This is a genomic window from Streptomyces sp. NPDC042638, assembly GCF_040647235.1.
Classification (GTDB): domain Bacteria; phylum Actinomycetota; class Actinomycetes; order Streptomycetales; family Streptomycetaceae; genus Streptomyces; species Streptomyces rameus.
The window spans coordinates 56,871-73,867 of the sequence record NZ_JBEZBT010000008.1 but is presented as its reverse complement, the minus strand read 5'-3'; the positions used below and the strand labels follow the sequence as shown (position 1 = coordinate 73,867).

Annotated in this window: 16 protein-coding genes; 8 read left to right on the top strand and 8 right to left on the bottom strand. The window is 72.5% G+C overall.

Going from position 1 to position 16,997, the window contains the following annotated elements; translation table 11 throughout:
• Window positions 1–42: 42 nt before the first annotated feature.
• Window positions 43–468: a DUF2000 domain-containing protein gene (locus AB0B40_RS09655; protein ID WP_362263672.1), complete on the bottom strand. Its 426-nt coding sequence runs from the start codon at window positions 466–468 to the stop codon at window positions 43–45.
• A 121-nt stretch (window positions 469–589) separates the two neighbouring features.
• Between AB0B40_RS09655 and AB0B40_RS09650 the strand changes: the two genes are divergently transcribed.
• The gene (locus tag AB0B40_RS09650; protein ID WP_345058707.1) at window positions 590–1,387 is read left to right on the top strand and encodes an AraC family transcriptional regulator; all 798 of its coding nucleotides are present in this window, start codon (window positions 590–592) and stop codon (window positions 1,385–1,387) included.
• Here AB0B40_RS09650 and AB0B40_RS09645 read toward each other — a convergent pair.
• Complete coding sequence (locus tag AB0B40_RS09645) at window positions 1,366–3,033, bottom strand: glycosyl hydrolase family 28-related protein (RefSeq protein ID WP_345058709.1); 1,668 nt, start codon at window positions 3,031–3,033, stop codon at window positions 1,366–1,368. The two genes, AB0B40_RS09650 and AB0B40_RS09645, sit on opposite strands and share 22 nt — an antisense overlap.
• A gap of 141 nt (window positions 3,034–3,174) precedes the next feature.
• Between AB0B40_RS09645 and AB0B40_RS09640 the strand changes: the two genes are divergently transcribed.
• Window positions 3,175–3,654 (top strand): hypothetical protein, encoded by a 480-nt coding sequence (locus AB0B40_RS09640; RefSeq protein ID WP_345058711.1) that lies wholly within the window; start codon window positions 3,175–3,177, stop codon window positions 3,652–3,654.
• 15 nt (window positions 3,655–3,669) lie between these two features.
• On the opposite strand, the gene AB0B40_RS09635 is transcribed toward AB0B40_RS09640, so the two are convergent.
• A complete protein-coding gene (locus tag AB0B40_RS09635) occupies window positions 3,670–4,170 on the bottom strand; it encodes a YbjN domain-containing protein (protein WP_345058713.1) in 501 nt (166 codons plus the stop codon).
• The gene (gene mshA / locus AB0B40_RS09630; protein ID WP_345058715.1) at window positions 4,163–5,554 is read right to left on the bottom strand and encodes a D-inositol-3-phosphate glycosyltransferase; all 1,392 of its coding nucleotides are present in this window, start codon (window positions 5,552–5,554) and stop codon (window positions 4,163–4,165) included. Before mshA ends, AB0B40_RS09635 begins: the two co-directional genes overlap by 8 nt.
• 299 nt (window positions 5,555–5,853) lie before the next feature.
• On the opposite strand from mshA, the gene AB0B40_RS09625 reads away from it, so the two are divergent.
• From AB0B40_RS09625 to AB0B40_RS09615, 3 genes are all read left to right on the top strand, one after another.
• On the top strand, window positions 5,854–6,591 hold the full coding sequence (locus AB0B40_RS09625) for a class I SAM-dependent methyltransferase (protein ID WP_345058767.1): 738 nt from the start codon (window positions 5,854–5,856) through the stop codon (window positions 6,589–6,591).
• A 292-nt stretch (window positions 6,592–6,883) separates the two neighbouring features.
• Entirely contained in the window at window positions 6,884–7,969 is a 1,086-nt protein-coding gene (locus tag AB0B40_RS09620; protein WP_345058717.1) for an NlpC/P60 family protein, read from the top strand.
• Between the two features lie 303 nt (window positions 7,970–8,272).
• Entirely contained in the window at window positions 8,273–9,574 is a 1,302-nt protein-coding gene (locus tag AB0B40_RS09615; RefSeq protein WP_345058719.1) for a fused response regulator/phosphatase, read from the top strand.
• A gap of 231 nt (window positions 9,575–9,805) precedes the next feature.
• On the opposite strand, the gene AB0B40_RS09610 is transcribed toward AB0B40_RS09615, so the two are convergent.
• From AB0B40_RS09610 to AB0B40_RS09595, 4 genes are all read right to left on the bottom strand, one after another.
• Window positions 9,806–10,153, bottom strand: coding sequence for a DUF2516 family protein (locus AB0B40_RS09610; protein WP_345058721.1), 348 nt, complete (start codon window positions 10,151–10,153; stop codon window positions 9,806–9,808).
• A 108-nt stretch (window positions 10,154–10,261) separates the two neighbouring features.
• A complete protein-coding gene (locus tag AB0B40_RS09605) occupies window positions 10,262–10,849 on the bottom strand; it encodes a hypothetical protein (protein ID WP_345058723.1) in 588 nt (195 codons plus the stop codon).
• A gap of 81 nt (window positions 10,850–10,930) precedes the next feature.
• Window positions 10,931–11,419, bottom strand: coding sequence for a helix-turn-helix transcriptional regulator (locus AB0B40_RS09600; protein WP_345058725.1), 489 nt, complete (start codon window positions 11,417–11,419; stop codon window positions 10,931–10,933).
• Between the two features lie 219 nt (window positions 11,420–11,638).
• Window positions 11,639–12,226, bottom strand: coding sequence for a hypothetical protein (locus AB0B40_RS09595; protein ID WP_362263637.1), 588 nt, complete (start codon window positions 12,224–12,226; stop codon window positions 11,639–11,641).
• Between the two features lie 35 nt (window positions 12,227–12,261).
• On the opposite strand from AB0B40_RS09595, the gene AB0B40_RS09590 reads away from it, so the two are divergent.
• The 3 genes from AB0B40_RS09590 to AB0B40_RS09580 all read left to right on the top strand — a co-directional run bounded on the left by AB0B40_RS09590 (window position 12,262) and on the right by AB0B40_RS09580 (window position 16,701).
• Window positions 12,262–13,500, top strand: coding sequence for a histidine kinase (locus AB0B40_RS09590; protein ID WP_362263636.1), 1,239 nt, complete (start codon window positions 12,262–12,264; stop codon window positions 13,498–13,500).
• The gene (locus tag AB0B40_RS09585) at window positions 13,488–14,138 is read left to right on the top strand and encodes a response regulator transcription factor (protein WP_345058731.1); all 651 of its coding nucleotides are present in this window, start codon (window positions 13,488–13,490) and stop codon (window positions 14,136–14,138) included. Before AB0B40_RS09590 ends, AB0B40_RS09585 begins: the two co-directional genes overlap by 13 nt.
• 172 nt (window positions 14,139–14,310) lie before the next feature.
• Window positions 14,311–16,701 carry an excinuclease ABC subunit UvrA gene (locus AB0B40_RS09580; protein ID WP_362263635.1) on the top strand — a complete coding sequence of 797 codons (2,391 nt, stop codon included), beginning with the start codon at window positions 14,311–14,313 and terminating at the stop codon, window positions 16,699–16,701.
• Window positions 16,702–16,997: the final 296 nt, after the last annotated feature.

Genomic DNA, 16,997 nt, shown 5'->3' with positions numbered 1-16,997 from the left:
AGCGGCGCTCACAGGTGCACCGGAGTCACGGGTGCACCGGAGTCACGGGTGCATCCGGGCGCCCTTCAGCACCTTGTCCACGCCGTTCCGGGGGCCGTACACCGCCAGCCCCACCAGGTCCAGGTCGGCCGTGGGTACGGCCCGGACCGCCGCGCGGTTGTCGCGGTCGTTGCCCGTGGCGAACAGGTCCGCGGTGAACACCGCACACGGCAGGGCACGGCTCAGTGCCCTGCCGTGGGCCGCCTTCAGGATCTCCTTCGTGCCCTCGAAGACCAGCACCGGCTGCCGGAACATCGGCTGGTAGGGCACGCCGTCCGCGTCCTCGTACCGCTCCCCGATCACCTCGGGGAGCGTGGTGCCCAGGCCGCTGACCAGGAAGGCGGTGACGTTCAGCCGCTGCCAGGGCTCCAGGTCCGCGCGCAGCAGTACGGCGATCTTCGTCTCGAAGCGGACGGGCTCCGTGCTCATGGGCCCGTTCCGGGGCTCGTTCGTGGACTCGGTCGTGGACTCGGTCGTGGACTCGGTCGTGGACTCGTTCATGGGCTGAGACTGCCGGTCGGCGCGCGGCGGCGTCTTGTACGTTCTTTGCATGGCCACCGGGCAGGAAGTCACCGCGTGGCGTCCCTCCGTCCCGGGCGTCACCGAGGTCTTCCACGCGCGCTTCACCGAGTACGCCTATCCGATGCACGTCCACGACGCCTGGACGCTGCTCATCGTGGACGACGGGGCCGTACGGTACGACCTGGACCGGCACGAGCACGGCACCCCGCACGACACCGTGTCGCTGCTGCCGCCGCACGTGCCGCACAACGGCTCGCCGGCCACCCCGGGCGGCTTCCGGAAACGGGTCGTCTACCTGGACGGCAGCCGGCTCGGCGACGAGCTGATCGGGCCGGCCGTGGACTCGCCCGACCTGCGTGACCCCGTGCTCCGGCTGCGCGTCGGCCGGCTGCACGCCGCCCTGGCCAGGCCCGGTGACGAGCTGGAGGCGGAGAGCAGGCTGACCCTGGTAGCGGAGCGGCTGTGCGGACATCTGCGGCACCGCACCGACCCGCCGCACCGGCCGCGGGACCCGGTGATCGCCCGGGAACTGCGGGAGTTGCTGGACGCGCGGGTCGTCGAGGGGGTGGCGCTGGAGGAGGCCGCCGCCCTGCTGCACGCCCACCCCGCCCATCTGGTGCGGGCGTTCAGCGCTGCGTACGGCATCGCCCCGCACCAGTACCTCATGTCACGTCGGGTCGGCCGCGCCCGGCGGCTGCTCCTGGACGGGGTGCCGCCGGGCGGGGTGGCGTCGCTGACCGGGTTCTACGACCAGGCCCATCTCACCCGGCACTTCAAGAAGCTGGTCGGGGTCACCCCGGGGCGCTACCGGAACAGGGCCCGCTGAGCCTCGTGGAGGTTGCGCGGGCGTACGGCGTCCGTGGTGCCGTACAGCTCCAGGCGGGAGTGCAGGTCGCCGGTGAAGTCGGGGACGTCGGTCTGGCCGAACTCCCGGACCTCGTTCAGCCCCACCGTCGCCGAGTAAGGGGCCAGGCCGTCGATCCTCATCAGGCCCGCCCGGCCGTTGGTGACCCGGATGTTCCAGTGGGTGAAGCGGGCGCCGAAGAGCGGTCCGGCGCTGGCGTCCCCGCCGTGCCGGCCGTCGTTGTTCACGGTGATGTCGGTGCGGACGTCGGCGAAGGGCAGGCCCCGGTGGCTGTCGAAGGTGCCCATCCGCATGTCGCCGCGTGACCAGACGTTGTAGGAGGACAGCCCCTCGACGTTGATGCCGTGCAGCTGGGTGTCCGCGGGCGCGGGGACCGTGCGCTCCTCGATGGTGAAGTCCTCGATCAGGTTGTCGTGGGAGCCCTCGCGGCAGAAGTACGGGTGGTGCGAGCCGCGGCCGGCGACCCGGGTGCGGCGCAGGGTGCAGGCGGACGCGGCGACCAGACCGAAGCCGTTGTCGACGTGGCGGACCGTGACGTCGTCCACCCAGCAGTCGTAGGCGCACTGGAGGACGACGCCGTTGTAGCCCTTGTCGAGGAGGTGGGGCGACTGCGGGGTCTCGACCGCCTCCAGGGTCAGGCCCTCGACACCCGACCCCGCCAACTCCCCGGCGTGCGTGGTCAGCCGGGGGTCCCACTCCGGGCGGACGTCCAGAGGGAGGGGGCGTTCGAGGGTGACGCGGTCGCCGTGGACGCGGGTGATGCGGACGGGCCACTCGTAGGGGACGTAGGACGTCAGTTTCGTCTTGTCGTCCCAGACGTACGACGCCGGGCCGGGACCGCCGCCCGCCATGTGCTGGAGGAGGGTGTGGTCGGCGTCGTCGGCGAGGCGGAGGAGGACGAGCCGGCCCGGGCGCAACGCGGTGGCGTCGGCGACCGTGACCGTCCATGAGCCCTGCCTGGCCGGTGCCACGGTCGTCAGGGTGGTCCACTCGTCCCGCCGGTTGCCGGTCCAGCCCTCGAAGGGCCAGGCGCGCGACCGGATGGCGGCGACCAGCGAGTCCCAGCGGGCCCTCGGTGCCAGCCAGAGCAGTCCGCCGGCCCAGGACCAGGAGGACTTGTCTCCGCCGTAACGGGAGCCGTAGACGCCGATCAGCTCGGTGAGGTTCTTGGTCGCGTACAGCGTCGTACGGCCGCTGCCGGCACCGCGCAGGACGACGTTCGAGTCACCGATGCGGATGACGTCGTCGATCCGGTACGTGCCGGGCGGGATGGTGACCGTGCCACCGCCGGCCCTTCCGGCGGCGGCGATGGCACGGTTGATCGCGGGGGCGCAGTCCGTGGTGCCGTCGGGTACGGCGCCGTACGCGGTGACGTCGGCGACGGTCCGGGGGCGGGGGAAGCGGGTGGCTCCGCCCCGGCAGCCCGCCCGGCCGATGTACGGGATCTGCGGGTGGGTGAACGGGGTGCGGGTGAACTCGCCCCAGAGGGCGGGTGCCCGGGGAGGCGAGGGCGGCTGGGCCGCCCGGGCGGTGCCGGTCGCGGCGCCCAGGGCCACCGCGGTCGCGGTCGCGAGCAGGGTCCGTCTGGTGAGGTGCGCGTTGCTCATGTCCACCCGCCCCTTTAATCCACGGATATGAATACGGTTCAGGAATGCGTTGGCGGTGAGCATTCCACCACCGACCCTCGGCGGGGAAGAGTCGCGCGGAAGTCTCGCGTCCGGTGATCACGGCGGGCTAGCTTCACCTCCATGGATGACACACAGAAAGCACAGGAAGAACAGACTCCTCGCGATCCATCCATCAAGAACCGCCCGCTGCCGCTGCGCCGGGTCACCACCGCCGTCGTGGGCGCCGTGGCCCTCGTCGGCCTGAGCGTCGGCGTGGCCCTCGCGGCGACCTCGGGCGACGCCTCCGGCTCCCGGCACGGCGTCACGAGCTCCGTCCCGCCGGACGGGGACTCCACGGGCGTGACCGGCGGTGACACCACCACCATCGGCGGAGGCGGAAGCGTCGGCGCGAGCGACGGCGGCGGCACCGGCGGTGCCGAGCCGAGCCCGACGCCCACCTCCTCCGACGAGCTGGCCGAACTCGACCGGCGCATCACCGAACTCGACAAGAAGGTCGATCAGCTGCCGACCAAGAAGGAACTGGCCGACGCCCTGCGGGCCTTCGCCGACCAGCTCGACAGGAGCGGCACCGGCGCGACGCCCGCCCCGGACCCCTCCTGAGCGTCCCGCCCGGGGTCAGTCGGCCGGACGCCGGGTCAGATGCGCGAACGCGTCCAGGTTCCGCGTCGACTCACCCCGGGACACCCGCCACTCGTACTCCCGGCGGATCGAGGAGGCGAAGCCCAGCTCCAGCAGGGTGTTGAAGGCGCCGTCGGCCGCTTCCAGGACCTGGCCGAGGATGCGGTCGACCGTGTCCGGGGTGACGGAGGCCAGGGGCAGCCGGGCGGTGACGTAGATGTCGCCGAGGTGGTCGACGGCGTAACTCACGCCGTACAGCTTGAGGTTGCGCTCCAGCAGCCAGCGGTGGACGCCCGGTTCGTTCTCGTCGGGATGGCGGATGACGAAGGCGTTCAGCGACAAGGAGTGCCGGCCCACGAGGAAGGACACCGTCGTGGACAGCTTGCGGGTGCCGGGGAGCTTGACCACGTAGTTGCCGGGCCCGGGGCTCTCCCACTCCAGTTCGGCGTCCTTGAGGACGTCCTCCAGGACCTGTCCCGCCTTCTCGACATCACCCATGGTGGGAGCGTACGCGACGACGGTGGGACTGGGTCGCGGCCGTGTAGACGTCGGCGGTGGCGGCGGCGGCCGTGTCCCAGCCGAAGGACTGGGCGTGCCGGGCGGCGGCCTGCCCCATGCGCACCGAGAGGTCCGGCTCGTCGGCGAAACGGGCCAGCACGCGCGCGTAGTCGGCCGGATCGTGCCCCCGGACGAGGAAGCCGGTCTCGCCGTCGCGCACGGCCACCGGCAGGCCGCCGACCGCGGCGGCGAGCACCGGGGTCCCGGCCGCCTGCGCCTCTATGGCGACCAGGCCGAAGGACTCGCTGTACGACGGCATGACGAGGACCGACGCGGCCCGGAACCAGTCCGCGAGCTGCTCCTGGCCGACCGGCGGACGGAACCGTACGACGTCCGCGACGCCCAGCCGGGCCGCGAGCTTCTGCAGGCCCTCAGGCTTGGCGAGCCCGCTGCCGCTGGGGCCGCCGACGACCGGGACATGGATGCGGGAGCGCAGCTCGGGGCGCTCCTCCAGCAGGACGGCCACGGCGCGCAGCAGGACGTCCGGCGCCTTCAGGGGCTGTATGCGGCCCGCGAAGAGCGGGATCAGCGCTTCCTGCGGGAGCCCCAGGCGGGCGCGGGCGGCGGCACGCGAGTCGGCCGCGGCCCGGTGGTCGGCCGCGGCGGAGCGCTGCGGGCCGCCGGCGTCGGGGAAGGGCCGGAAGCGCTCCAGGTTCACGCCGGGGTGGACGACGGCCACCTTGGCGGGATCGGCCGCGTAGTGCCGGGCCAGCTCCTCGGCCTCCTCGGCGGTGTTGGCGATGAGCCGGTCGGCGGCGGCGACGATCTGCGTCTCGCCGATGACCCGGGCGGCCGGCTCGGGGCTGTCGCCGTCGGCGAGGTGGGCGTTCTTGACCTTGGCCATGGTGTGCATGGCGTGCACCAGGGGCACGCCCCAGCGCTGGGCGGCCAGCCAGCCCACATGGCCGGAGAGCCAGTAGTGGGAGTGGACCAGGTCGTAGTAGCCGGGGCGGTGGCCGGCCCACGCCTGCATCACGCCGTGCGTGAAGGCGCACAGCTGGGCGGGGAGGTCCTCCTTGGCGAGGCCCTCGTAGGGGCCCGCGTCGACGTGCCGGACGAGCACGCCGGGGGCCAGCTCGACGACCGGGGGCAGGCCGCCGGCCGTGGCCCGGGTGAAGATCTCGACCTCGATGTTGATCGCGGCCAGCCGCTGGGCCAGCTCCACGATGTAGACGTTCATCCCGCCCGCGTCGCCCGTGCCGGGCTGGTGGAGCGGCGAGGTGTGCACGGAGAGCATGGCGACGCGCCGGGGCCTGCGGTACAGCCGGAGGCGCTGGGCGGCCGACGGGGAGCGGCGCCCGAGCCTGCTGACGTACTGGCTCACGTGGCGGTCCTCCTTGCTGCGGGCATGCCGGGGAGGGGCCACCGCGCCCTCCAAGGGGGGTCAACAGCGAGCGGGTGCCCGGCCATTTCCGGATCAGGCGGCTTTGCCGAATCATTACCTCGTGTCGATCAACCGTTCGACGGACCGCCGGTCCGGCCCCTCCCCCGGCCCCGCTTACCCTCGTATCCATGACAGCCCGCGCATCGGCCCTCCCGCACTCCCGGCCGCGCCCGGCCGGGGGCACGCCCGTCGTGGGAACGGTGACGCGCGGGACGACGAACCCCAACCGGCTGCGCCGCATGGACCGCTGGATCGCGGCCGTGCACGGCGCCGAGCTGCGGCGCGCCGCCGACCCGGTGGCGGTCGACCTCGGCTACGGCGCCGCCCCCTGGACGGCCGTGGAACTGCTCGGCCGGCTGCGCACCGCCGCCCCACGCGCGCGCGTGGTCGGTGTCGAGATCGAGCCGGAACGGGTGGCGGCCGCGCGGCCCTACGAGCGCGAGGGGCTCACCTTCCGGCACGGCGGCTTCGAGGTACCGGTCGCCGGGCGCCCGCCGCTCATCCGGGCCGCCAACGTGCTGCGGCAGTACGACGAGGCCGAGGTCGCCGCGGTGTGGGAGCGGCTGTGCGCGCGGCTCGCCCCGGCCGGCGGCGGCTCGCGCGGCGGGCTGCTGGTGGAGGGCACCTGCGACGAGATCGGCCGCCGGCACGTGTGGGTGGCGCTCGGCCCCGAAGGCCCCCGCACGGTCACCTTCGCGACCCGGCTGGGCTCCCTGGAGCGCCCCTCCGACCTCGCCGAACGGCTGCCGAAGGCGCTGATCCACCACAACGTCCCGGGCGAGCCGGTGCACGCCTTCCTCCGCGACTTCGACCGCGCCTGGGCCGCCGCGGCGCCCTACGCCTCCTACGGCGCCCGCCAGCGCTGGATCCGCGCGGTACGGGACCTGGCGGCCGACTGGCCGGTGACGGACTCCCCGGCCCGCTGGCGGCAGGGCGAAGTGACGGTGGCCTGGGAGGCGTTGGCGCCGGTGCGCTGACCTCCCGCCGTCGGCGCGCGGGTCGCCCCGCGGACGTGCCGGCGCCCCGCGCCCGTCGGAGGACGGGGGAACGCTCCGCCTGCGCCGTTCGTCACATGGGTGGGTAGATCGTCGTATCCGGCGGCCGGTGGGGAATTACGGGCTTCCGGGCGGCCGGTGGGGATTTCGGGTTCCCGGGAGCCGGTGGGGGAAGTCCGGTTTCCGGCGGCCTCTGTCGCTTTGCGCGCGGCCGTGGCACGATCCCTCAGACGACCGTAAGTTACTGACGGTAAATCAGTTTGGGGGAAGAGGTATGGGTTCGGGCAAGCGCGGCCTCCTTACGGCCGCCCTGACCGTGGTGTGCGCGGTGACCGTCCTCGCGGCACCGGGCACGGCGTTCGCGGCCCCCGCTCCCACACCGACGACCGGCGGTGCGCCGGCCCCCTCACAGACTCCCCGTCCCGGCAAGGACCTTGAGCGGATACGGCAGAAGCTCGACACGCTCTACCACGACGCCGCCGTGGCCACCGACGCCTACAACGCGGCAGAGGAGAAGGCCGAGAAGCAGTCCGCGGAGATCGTGGCGCTGGCGAAGCGGATCGACCAGGGCCAGCAGCGCCTGGACCGGCTCAAGAACCAGGCGGGAGCGGCCGCCCGGGACCAGTACCGCACCGGCGGTCTGTCGTCCACCGCCCAGTTCCTGCTCAGCGACGACCCGGGGCAGTTCCTCGACGGCGCCGGCCGGGTGCTCCAGGGCCAGCAGGCGGCGACCAAGCTGATGGCCGAAATGAACCGCACCCAGAAGGAGTTGCGGGAGTACGCCGCCGACGCCGCCGACCGCTGGAAGGAGCTGGACGCCAACCGCGAAGCCAAGGCCGCCGCCAAGAAGAAGATCGAGAAGCAGATCGACGCGGCCGAGAAGCTCCAGTCCCGGCTGGAGAAGAAGGAGAAGGAGCGCCTCGCCCAGCTGGAGCGGGAGGCCGCGGAGCGGGCACAGACCGCCTGGCTGGACACCGGCGTCCTCAAGGACGTCGGCGGCAAGGCGTCCGAACAGGACGAGAAGGCCGTGAAGTACGCCACCGAGCAGCTCGGCAAGCCGTACGTGTGGGGCGCCGAGGGGCCGGACGCCTTCGACTGCTCGGGCCTGACCTCGCAGGCCTGGGCGTCGGCCGGCCACGCCGTCCCGCGCACCTCACAGGAGCAGTGGAAGCAGCTCCCGCACGTCGACGTCAAGGACATGCGCCCCGGCGACCTCATCATCTACTTCCACGACGCCAGCCATGTCGCCATGTACATCGGCGACGGCGCGATCATCCACGCCCCCCGCCCCGGGCGCACGGTGACGATCGCGGGCGCCGGCTCGATGCCCATCCTCGGGGTCGTACGACCGGACGCGTGAGGCCTGCCGCGCGGGCACCCCGGCACGGCGGGCGGCTCGCCCATGTGCCCGGTGACGCACCTCATGTGACCCACCCCACGGCGTTGCGGCCCGGACTGTCCCGGACGTGAGCTTCGTCATCCCCTCCGGACCGCCGACGTGTCCAACTGCGGTACGGAACGCGGCATATGACAGCGGCGGACGCCGGAGCGACGCGGCTCACACCATTCCATCGGGGCGGTCGTAGCCGCTATGGTCCCGGTCGGTGGGTCGAGACCCCTCGACGCCGCCGTGCCCTCGGGGGGAGGGAAGGAACCCAAGACGATGCCCGTACCCATACCGCGGCAGAGAGCGATCCCGGCCGTGGAGAGTGGTCAGGCGCAGGCCGCCCCCACAGCAGGCGGCCCCCTCAAGGAAGAGGCCCACCGCGACGCCACGGCCGTGAACGGCACCGGCGCCACTCTCACCCTGCTGCTGATCGAGGACGATCCGGCCGGCTCGCCGATCGTGCCCGAACTGCTGGACCCGGCCGGCAAGCCGATCCGCGTGCGCACCGCCCGCAACCTCACCGAGGCCGAGCGGCTGCTCACCGACGACGTCCACTGCATCCTGCTGGACCTGGCGCTCCCGGCGCCGGGCGGCGGCGACACCGACGACGAGCTGGCCGTGCTCAGGCACGTCCTCCGGCTCGCGCCCCGGCACGCCGTGCTCGCGCTGACCGCCTCCGGCGACGCCGAGCGCGGCGCCGAGGCCGTGCGCGTGGGCGCCCAGGACTACCTGTTCCGGGACGAGCTGGACGGCCGGCTGCTCAGCCGCGCCATTCGCTACGCGGTGGAGCGGAAACGCTCCGACACGGCCGAGCGGCGGCTCGCCGAGGGCAAACTGCGCGCGCAGGAGAACCGCCGCCTGGAGCGCGGTCTGCTGCCCACCCCGCTGCTGGAGGGCTCCTCGCTGCGGTTCGCCGCCCGCTACCGTCCGGGCCGCTCCCGGGCCCTGCTCGGCGGCGACTTCTACGACGCCGTCCGCACCCCGGACGGCACCGTGCACGCCATGATCGGCGACGTCTGCGGGCACGGCCCGGACGAGGCCGCGCTCGGCGTGGAGCTGCGCATCGCCTGGCGGGCGCTGACCCTGGCCGGACTGTGCGGGGACGAGCTGCTGAACACCCTGCAGCAGGTGCTGGAGCACGAGCGCGCCGACGAGGAGATCTTCGCGACGCTGTGCACGGTGGACATCGCCCCCGACGGCCGCCGCGCGGGCCTGTGCCTGGCCGGCCACCCGGCCCCGCTGATCGCCCGCCCGGGCCGGCCGGCGCGGCTGCTCCCGTACGACAACAACGGCCCCGCCCTGGGCCTGCTGCCCGGCGCCCGCTGGCCGCGGACGCAGGTGGAGCTGGGCCCCGAGTGGAGCCTGATGCTCTACACCGACGGCCTGATCGAGGGCCGGGTCGGCACGGCCGGGGAGCGGCTCGGCCAGGACGGCATGCTGGAGATGATCCGCCGCCAGCTCTCCCAGGGCTTGCGGGGGGAGGAACTGCTGCGGGCCGCGGTCCACGAGGTGGGTGAGCTCAACGGGGGCGAGCTGACGGACGACGTGGCGGTCGTCCTGCTGGACCGGGCGGCGTAAGCCGGGTCTTCCCGCGGGGGAGCCCGCCCGACCGGGCCTCCCGCCATCGACGGGTGACGGTGACCGGCGCTCACCCCGCGCGGTTCTCGGCCTCGGCGTTCAGCCGGAGGAGCGGCGCCCTCGGGCAGGCGAGCAGCAGCCTGCCCGCCCCAGGGGCGCCGCGGGTGACGTGACCGTCACGAACGACGACCGCGCCCGGCGACGGCCGGGCGACCTCTCGGCGGGATGCCGCTAACGGCCGCCGTTCCACGGCCCGTAGGGGCCGTCGCTGCTGCTGCCCTTCCCGCGGCGGCCCCAGCCGCGGCCACCGCCGACCTGCGCGAGCGCGGGGCGTACGTCCACCAGGTAGACGATGCTCGCCACCGCGCCGGCGATCGGCAGGATGGACAGGAGCGAGAACAGATAGCTGACCACGAGCGCGATGCCGAGGATGATCAGCCAGAAGACCTTGTTCTGCTTGTCGGCCGCACGGAAGGCGTCCTCACGCCGGAACGCGGCGTCGAACAGCCCGAACGCGGACAGGGCCATCAGAATGATCTTCAGAATGCCCAAGAACCCCGCGAAGCCCAACATCAGCATGCCGCCCACCGCCCGTTTGATTCCCGATCCCTGCTACGCCGCCACCGTACCCATAGAACGGACCGGACACCCCGAAGGTGCCCGGCCCGCACGTTCCGCCGGTCCCGGTCACTTGACCGGCGGGGTGGTCTTCCTCGCGTTGGTGGTGGGCTTGCGGGTGGCCGGTCCCTTCTTCGCCGCGTTCCTCGCCTCGGCGGACTCGGCCGGGCTCGGCTCGTCGTCCTTGGTCTCGACCGGGTCCGGCTTGCCCTCGACGGCGATCGCCAGGTCCTCGATCTCCTCGGCTGCCTCGCCGCGCCAGGTCTTCACGGCCTGCTCGCCGTGCTCGGCGACCTTCTCGTAGGTCTCGCGGGCCCGGACGGCGTACTCGGCGGCGACGCCGACACTGCGCAGCGCCAGGTCCTGGGCGGTCTCACCGAGCTTCTTCAGGTCGACGTCGAGGGCGCCGATGAACTCGTTGACCTTGGTCTGGAGGCTCTCCTGTGCCTCCTTGGCACGTGCGGCGGCCTTCTCCTGCACGGCCTTGGGGTCGGTGTTGCGTACGGCCTCGATACGGGCCGGGGCCTCGACACGCAGCTGCTCGACCAGGGCCGGCACCTTCCTGGCCTGCTGAAGCGCCAGGTCGGCGGTGCCGGCGGCGAAGTAGAACGGGGTCGGGTCGCTGAGGGTCTTGCGCAGGTCGTCGGTGATGGCCATGGTGAGGGTCCTCCCGGATCGGATTCGCGTTCGACTGGGTTGGTGTGGTCCGCGGCGGGCGTCCGGAGCCCTGGTCCGGCGTTACCCGGCCGTCCGCCGCGGACCGGCGTCCGTGTCATTCACGGCGGCATCGCGTCCGCCGGCCGTACGGCTGCCGCCGCCGGTCCCCTGGTCCACGGCTCCGTCCCCGTCCGCCTCGCCGTCGGCGCTCTCGCCGAACCCGAATCCGTTCTCCTTGCGGAAGGACTCGTAGATCTGGAGCAGCACCTGCTTCTGCCGCTCGTTGAGCGAGGGATCGGCGAGGATGACGGCGCGCGTCTCCACCTCGTCGCGGTCCCGCTCGGCGTCGAGGATGCCGGCGCGGACGTACAGGGTCTCGGCGGAGATGCGCAGGGCCTTGGCGACCTGCTGGAGCACCTCCGCGCTGGGCTTGCGCAGCCCGCGCTCGATCTGGCTCAGGTACGGATTGGACACCCCGGCGGCGTCGGCGAGCTGCCGCAGCGACAGCTGGGCGTTCCGCCGCTGCTCGCGCAGGTACTCACCGAGATTGCCGACGTTCAGCGATGCCATGCCTCCACCTTGCCCCACCAACGCTAACAATTGCAAGCACCCGCTTGCAAGAGTGTGCCGCGGGGCGGCCCGAAGCGGTGAGTCAGCCTTGGCGCAGTGAGGTGGGCTACGGCCGGACGCGTCGGCGAGACGGTGCAGAGGGCCGAAGGGGATCCAGTGCCGGTCGAAGAACTCGCCCACGACCAGCCGTGGTTGCAGCCCGGGTCGGTGTGGCGGGTTTCATGGGGTGCGGGGCAGCGTTCGAACCGCCAGGCGGACGCATACCGCTGCGAGCGGAAGTTCTGCGAACAACGCCATGACCAGCGCCGCGCGCAGTTCGCTCCCGCCGGCCGCGGTCATCGTGTCGAACCAGGCGTCGACGGTGAGCAGGGCGGCCGTCGCGGCGGCGGCCGGTGCCAGTCGCCGATCCCCGCGGGTGGCCAGCAGACCTGTGGTGATCAGGCCGACCGCCTCCAGCGCGTCCAGACCCACCCAGGCGGCGGACCAGTGCGAGACACGGGAGGTGGTCGGCAGGCTGGTGGCCAACACGACGAGCCACGGCAGCAGCGCCACCCCGCAGCCGGCCAGGACAAGACCCCGCCGTCGGCCTGGAAGGCGGTCCGGAGGACGGCGCTGCGGGCTGGGGAGCGATCCCGTGCGCGGGCCGTGCGGCCTGCGTATGCCGCGCTCGGCGTCCGGCTCCGGGAACAGTTCGATGATTTCCTGCATGCCCTTCAGCCTGAGCCGCACAGCGATCACAATCAGTAATGCCGGCTGCCGTTCCCAGGGTGGTGCCAGCTTCACCACCGATCCGGACGCACGGTGCATGGCATAGCCCTCACCTGGCGTTTTACCGTCGAGCCATGACGATTCCCCGGGGGCTGCGCCGCAGAGTTGTTCGGGTCCGGCGGGACACCGGTTTCTTGGCGGCCGGGATTCCGCCGCACCTTGCGCTGGTGCCGTTGTGGAGCTGGATGGCGAGTGCCGCGAACTCGAGGGCGTGGCCGTGGCTCCCGCTCCCGTTTGTGCTGATCCTGCTCGGTGTGCTTGCGCTCACCGCCGTGCAGCGACGCCGTTACCGGGCACTGCTGGGAGTGGAGATCCTCCGGCTGCCGACCGCGCGCGAGCAAGGGTGGCTGAGGCGCGCTCAACGGTGGCTGTCCGTGGCCCAGACCTGGCGGCAGGCCGGATACCACCTGCTTGTCGGTCCGCTCCTGGCTCTGGTCGAGCTGGGGGTGCTCGCTGCGTGGGTCGCGGGCCTTGCTGGCGTCACCGTCAACGGGTGGGCCTGGATGTTGCCGGTACAGGTCCGCCTGGACTATGTCGACTACGCGACCCAAGCGGTGTACTACACCGCGGCCGGCGCGCTGCTGCTGTGCGCCGCACCCTGGCTGACCGGGCCGGTGACCCGCGCCGAGACCCGGATCGCGCTCGCACTGCTCGGGACCAGCCGCTCCCAGCAGCTTCAGCAGCGTGTCGAGCACCTGTCCGAGAGCCGCACCGACCTGATCGACGCCGTCGATACCGAACGCCGCCGCATCGAACGCGACCTGCACGACGGCACCCAGCAGCGCCTGGTCTCCCTCGCGGTCAACCTGGGCCTGGCCAAGGCCACCCTCACCAACCTGCCGGACGAGGCCCGCACGGTGATCGACGAGGCGCACCGCGAGGCGAAGGAGGCCATCGCCGAACTCAACGACCTGGTGCGCGGCCTGCACCCGGCCGTCCTCGAAGACCGCGGGCTGGACGCGGCGCTGTCCGGGCTGGCCGCCCGGGTACCGATCCCGGTACGGCTGCGAGTCGACCTCGAGGAGCGAGCGGCGCCCACCGTGGAGTCGGTCGCCTACTTCGTGGTCTGCGAGGCGCTCACCAACGTCACCAAGCACGCCCGCGCCACCCGCGTGGACGTCACTGTCAAACAGATCGGGAGAATGCTGCGCGTGAACATCACCGACGACGGGATCGGCGGCGCCGACACCTCCACCGGCAGCGGACTGGGCGGGCTGGCCAAACGGGTCGGTTCCGTCGACGGCACCTTCCACATCAGCAGCCCGGTCGGGGGCCCGACCACCATCGCCGTGGGGCTGCCGTGCGAGCCGTGATCGCCGAGGACTCACTGCTGCTGCGCGTCGGGCTCGTCAAGGTCCTGGAAATGGCCGGCTTCGAGATCGCCGCCGAAGTCGGCGACGCCGAAGCCCTGCTTGCGGCCGTCGAGGAACACCGGCCCGGGCTGGCCCTGGTCGATGTCCGCATGCCACCCGGCTTCACCGACGAAGGCGTGCGCGCCGCGCTGGTGATCCGTGAGCAATGGCCGCAGACCGCGGTGGTACTGCTCTCGCAGTACGTCGAGGAGCGGTATGCGGCCGACCTGCTGGCGGCCAACACCAGCGGCGTCGGCTACCTGCTCAAGCAACGCGTCGCCGACGTGGAGGAGTTCGTGGCTTCCGTTCGGCGGGTCGCAGCCGGGGGCACGGCACTGGATCCACAGGTGGTCGCCCAGCTGCTCGTGCGCCGCCGCAGTGACCCGCTCGACCGGCTGACGCCACGCGAACGGGAGGTACTCGCCCTGATGGCCGAGGGACGCTCCAACACCGCGATCGCCGAGGCCCTGGTCGTCAGCGACAGCGCAGTGGCCAAGCACATCAACAACATCCTCGCCAAACTCGACCTGCCCGCAGCCGACGCCGGCCACCGGCGCGTTCTCGCCGTCCTGAGATTCCTCGGCGCTTCCCCGCCCTGACCGACCCGCCGCCCGAAGCGGTCCCGCGGAGGAAGGGCCGGGCGCCAGGCGTGACCATGTCATCCCCACCACTGGGGCCGCGCCGCCGAACTCGTCAGGAATCGAGAAGCACCGTCCGGGCCGTCGCGGTTAGCGTGGCGGAGGCGGCCCCACGGACGGAGTGACGAAGACGATGAGCATGACCATGAGGACCGACGCGCCGGCGAACGCCTCGCACGTCGCCGACAGCCACGAGCTGATCCGCGTGCACGGCGCCCGCGAGAACAACCTCAGGGACGTCAGCGTCGAGATCCCCAAGCGACGGCTGACGGTGTTCACCGGCGTCTCCGGATCGGGCAAGAGCTCGCTGGTGTTCGACACCATCGCCGCGGAGTCGCAGCGGCTGATCAACGAGACGTACAGCGCGTTCGTCCAGGGCTTCATGCCCACCCTGGCCCGGCCCGACGTCGACGTGCTCGACGGGCTGACCACCGCCATCATCGTCGACCAGCAGCGGATGGGCGCCGACCCGCGCTCCACGGTCGGCACCGCCACCGACGCCCACGCGATGCTGCGCATCCTCTTCAGCCGGCTCGGCACCCCGCACATCGGCTCGCCCAAGGCGTTCTCCTTCAACGTCGCCTCGATCAGCGGAGCGGGCGCGGTCACCCTGGAGCGCGGCGGGAAGACGGTCAGGGAGCGCCGCGAGTTCAGCATCACCGGCGGGATGTGTCCGCGCTGCGAGGGCCGGGGCACGGTCACCGACATCGACCTCACCCAGCTCTACGACGCCGACAAGTCGCTGAACGAGGGCGCGCTCACCATCCCCGGCTACAAGTCCGGCGGCTGGAACCACCGCCTCTACGCCGAGTCGGGCCTCTTCGACGCGGACAAGCCGATCCGCACGTTCACCAAGCGGCAGCTGGACGACTTCCTGTACCGGGAGCCGACCCGGATGAAGATCGCGGGCATCAACATGACCTACGAGGGTCTGGTCCCGCGGATCCAGAAGTCGATGCTCGCCAAGGACCGGGAGGCGATGCAGCCGCACATCCGGGAGTTCGTGGACCGGGCGGTCACCTTCACGACCTGCCCCGACTGCGACGGCACCCGGCTGAGCGAGGCGGCCCGCTCCTCGAAGATCGAGGGCGTCAGCATCGCCGACGCCTGCGCCATGCAGATCAGCGACCTCGCCGAGTGGGTACGCGGCCTGGCCGAGCCGTCGGTGGCACCGCTGCTCACCTCGCTGGGCGGCACCCTCGACTCGTTCGTGGAGATCGGCCTCGGCTATCTCTCGCTGGACCGGCCGGCCGGCACGCTCTCGGGCGGCGAGGCCCAGCGTACGAAGATGATCCGCCACCTCGGCTCCTCGCTGACCGACGTCACGTACGTCTTCGACGAGCCGACCACCGGCCTGCACCCGCACGACATCCGGCGGATGAACGACCTGCTGCTGCGGCTGCGGGACAAGGGCAACACGGTGCTGGTCGTGGAGCACAAGCCGGAGGTCATCGCGATCGCCGACCACGTGGTGGACCTCGGCCCCGGCGCCGGCACGGCGGGCGGCACCGTCTGCTTCGAGGGCAGCGTCGCCGGGCTGCGGGCGAGCGGCACGCTCACCGGGCGGCACCTGGACGACCGGGCCGCGCTGAAGGAGACGGTGCGCAAGCCGACCGGGGCCCTGGAGATCCGCGGCGCGACCACGCACAACCTCCAGGGCGTGGACGTGGACATCCCGCTCGGCGTGCTGGCCGTCGTCACCGGCGTGGCCGGATCCGGCAAGAGTTCGCTGGTGCACGGGTCCGTCCCGGCCCACGAGGGCGTGGTCTCGGTCGACCAGGCGCCGATCCGCGGCTCGCGGCGCAGCAACCCGGCGACGTACACCGGGCTGCTGGACCCGATCCGCAAGGCGTTCGCCAAGGTCAACGGCGTGAAGCCGGCGCTGTTCAGCCCCAACTCCGAGGGCGCCTGCCCCGCCTGCAACGGCGCCGGTGTCGTCTACACCGACCTGGCGATGATGGCCGGAGTCGCCACGACCTGCGAGGAGTGCGAGGGCAAGCGGTTCGACGCCTCGGTGCTGGAGTACCACCTCGGCGGCCGGGACGTCAGCGAGGTGCTGGCGATGACGGTGACCGAGGCCGAGGAGTTCTTCGGCGCCGGGGAGGCCCGCACCCCGGCCGCCCACCGCATCCTGCGGAACATGGCCGACGTCGGCCTCGGCTACCTCACCCTCGGCCAGCCGCTCACCACGCTCTCGGGCGGCGAACGACAGCGGCTGAAGCTGGCGACGCACATGAGCGAGAAGGGCGGCGTCTACGTCCTGGACGAGCCGACCACGGGCCTGCACCTGGCCGATGTGGAGCAACTGCTCGGCCTGCTCGACCGGCTGGTCGACGCCGGCAAGTCGGTGATCGTCATCGAGCACCACCAAGCGGTCATGGCGCACGCCGACTGGATCATCGACCTCGGGCCGGGCGCCGGTCACGACGGCGGCCGGGTCGTCTTCGAGGGCACCCCGGCCGAGCTGGTCGCGGCGCGCTCGACCGTCACCGGCGAGCACTTGGCGGAGTACGTCGGCGCGTGACGCCTGCCGGCGGGGGGGGCGGGTAGAGCGGTGCCGGTCAGCCGACGGGTGTTCGCCCGGGTGCGGGTGCGCTGTGGCCGGTCGCGCGGTTCCCCGCCGTTGCGCCGCCGCGGGGCCTCCGGGTGCGGGTGCGCTGTGGCCGGTCGCGCCGTTCCCCGCGCCCCTTCAGGGCGCCGCGTGGCCTCCGGGTGCGGGTGCGTCGTGGCCGGTCGCGCAGTTCCTCGCGCCCCTTCGGGGCGCCGCGTGGCGCTTGCGGGTGCGGGTGCGCTGTGGCCGGTCGCGCAGTTCCCCGCGCC

Excerpts from the sequence above, each read along its gene's own strand:
- AB0B40_RS09580 (WP_362263635.1), top strand. The coding sequence starts at position 14,311 with ATGAGCATGACCATGAGGACCGACGCGCCGGCGAACGCCTCGCACGTC.
- AB0B40_RS09625 (WP_345058767.1), top strand. The coding sequence starts at position 5,854 with ATGGACCGCTGGATCGCGGCCGTGCACGGCGCCGAGCTGCGGCGCGCC.
- AB0B40_RS09655 (WP_362263672.1), bottom strand. The coding sequence starts at position 468 with ATGAGCACGGAGCCCGTCCGCTTCGAGACGAAGATCGCCGTACTGCTG.
- AB0B40_RS09590 (WP_362263636.1), top strand. The coding sequence starts at position 12,262 with ATGACGATTCCCCGGGGGCTGCGCCGCAGAGTTGTTCGGGTCCGGCGG.
- AB0B40_RS09605 (WP_345058723.1), bottom strand. The coding sequence starts at position 10,849 with ATGGCCATCACCGACGACCTGCGCAAGACCCTCAGCGACCCGACCCCG.
- AB0B40_RS09650 (WP_345058707.1), top strand. The coding sequence starts at position 590 with ATGGCCACCGGGCAGGAAGTCACCGCGTGGCGTCCCTCCGTCCCGGGC.
- AB0B40_RS09640 (WP_345058711.1), top strand. The coding sequence starts at position 3,175 with ATGGATGACACACAGAAAGCACAGGAAGAACAGACTCCTCGCGATCCA.
- AB0B40_RS09610 (WP_345058721.1), bottom strand. The coding sequence starts at position 10,153 with ATGCTGATGTTGGGCTTCGCGGGGTTCTTGGGCATTCTGAAGATCATT.
- AB0B40_RS09595 (WP_362263637.1), bottom strand. The coding sequence starts at position 12,226 with ATGCACCGTGCGTCCGGATCGGTGGTGAAGCTGGCACCACCCTGGGAA.
- AB0B40_RS09645 (WP_345058709.1), bottom strand. The coding sequence starts at position 3,033 with ATGAGCAACGCGCACCTCACCAGACGGACCCTGCTCGCGACCGCGACC.
- AB0B40_RS09635 (WP_345058713.1), bottom strand. The coding sequence starts at position 4,170 with ATGGGTGATGTCGAGAAGGCGGGACAGGTCCTGGAGGACGTCCTCAAG.
- AB0B40_RS09620 (WP_345058717.1), top strand. The coding sequence starts at position 6,884 with ATGGGTTCGGGCAAGCGCGGCCTCCTTACGGCCGCCCTGACCGTGGTG.
- AB0B40_RS09615 (WP_345058719.1), top strand. The coding sequence starts at position 8,273 with ATGCCCGTACCCATACCGCGGCAGAGAGCGATCCCGGCCGTGGAGAGT.
- AB0B40_RS09600 (WP_345058725.1), bottom strand. The coding sequence starts at position 11,419 with ATGGCATCGCTGAACGTCGGCAATCTCGGTGAGTACCTGCGCGAGCAG.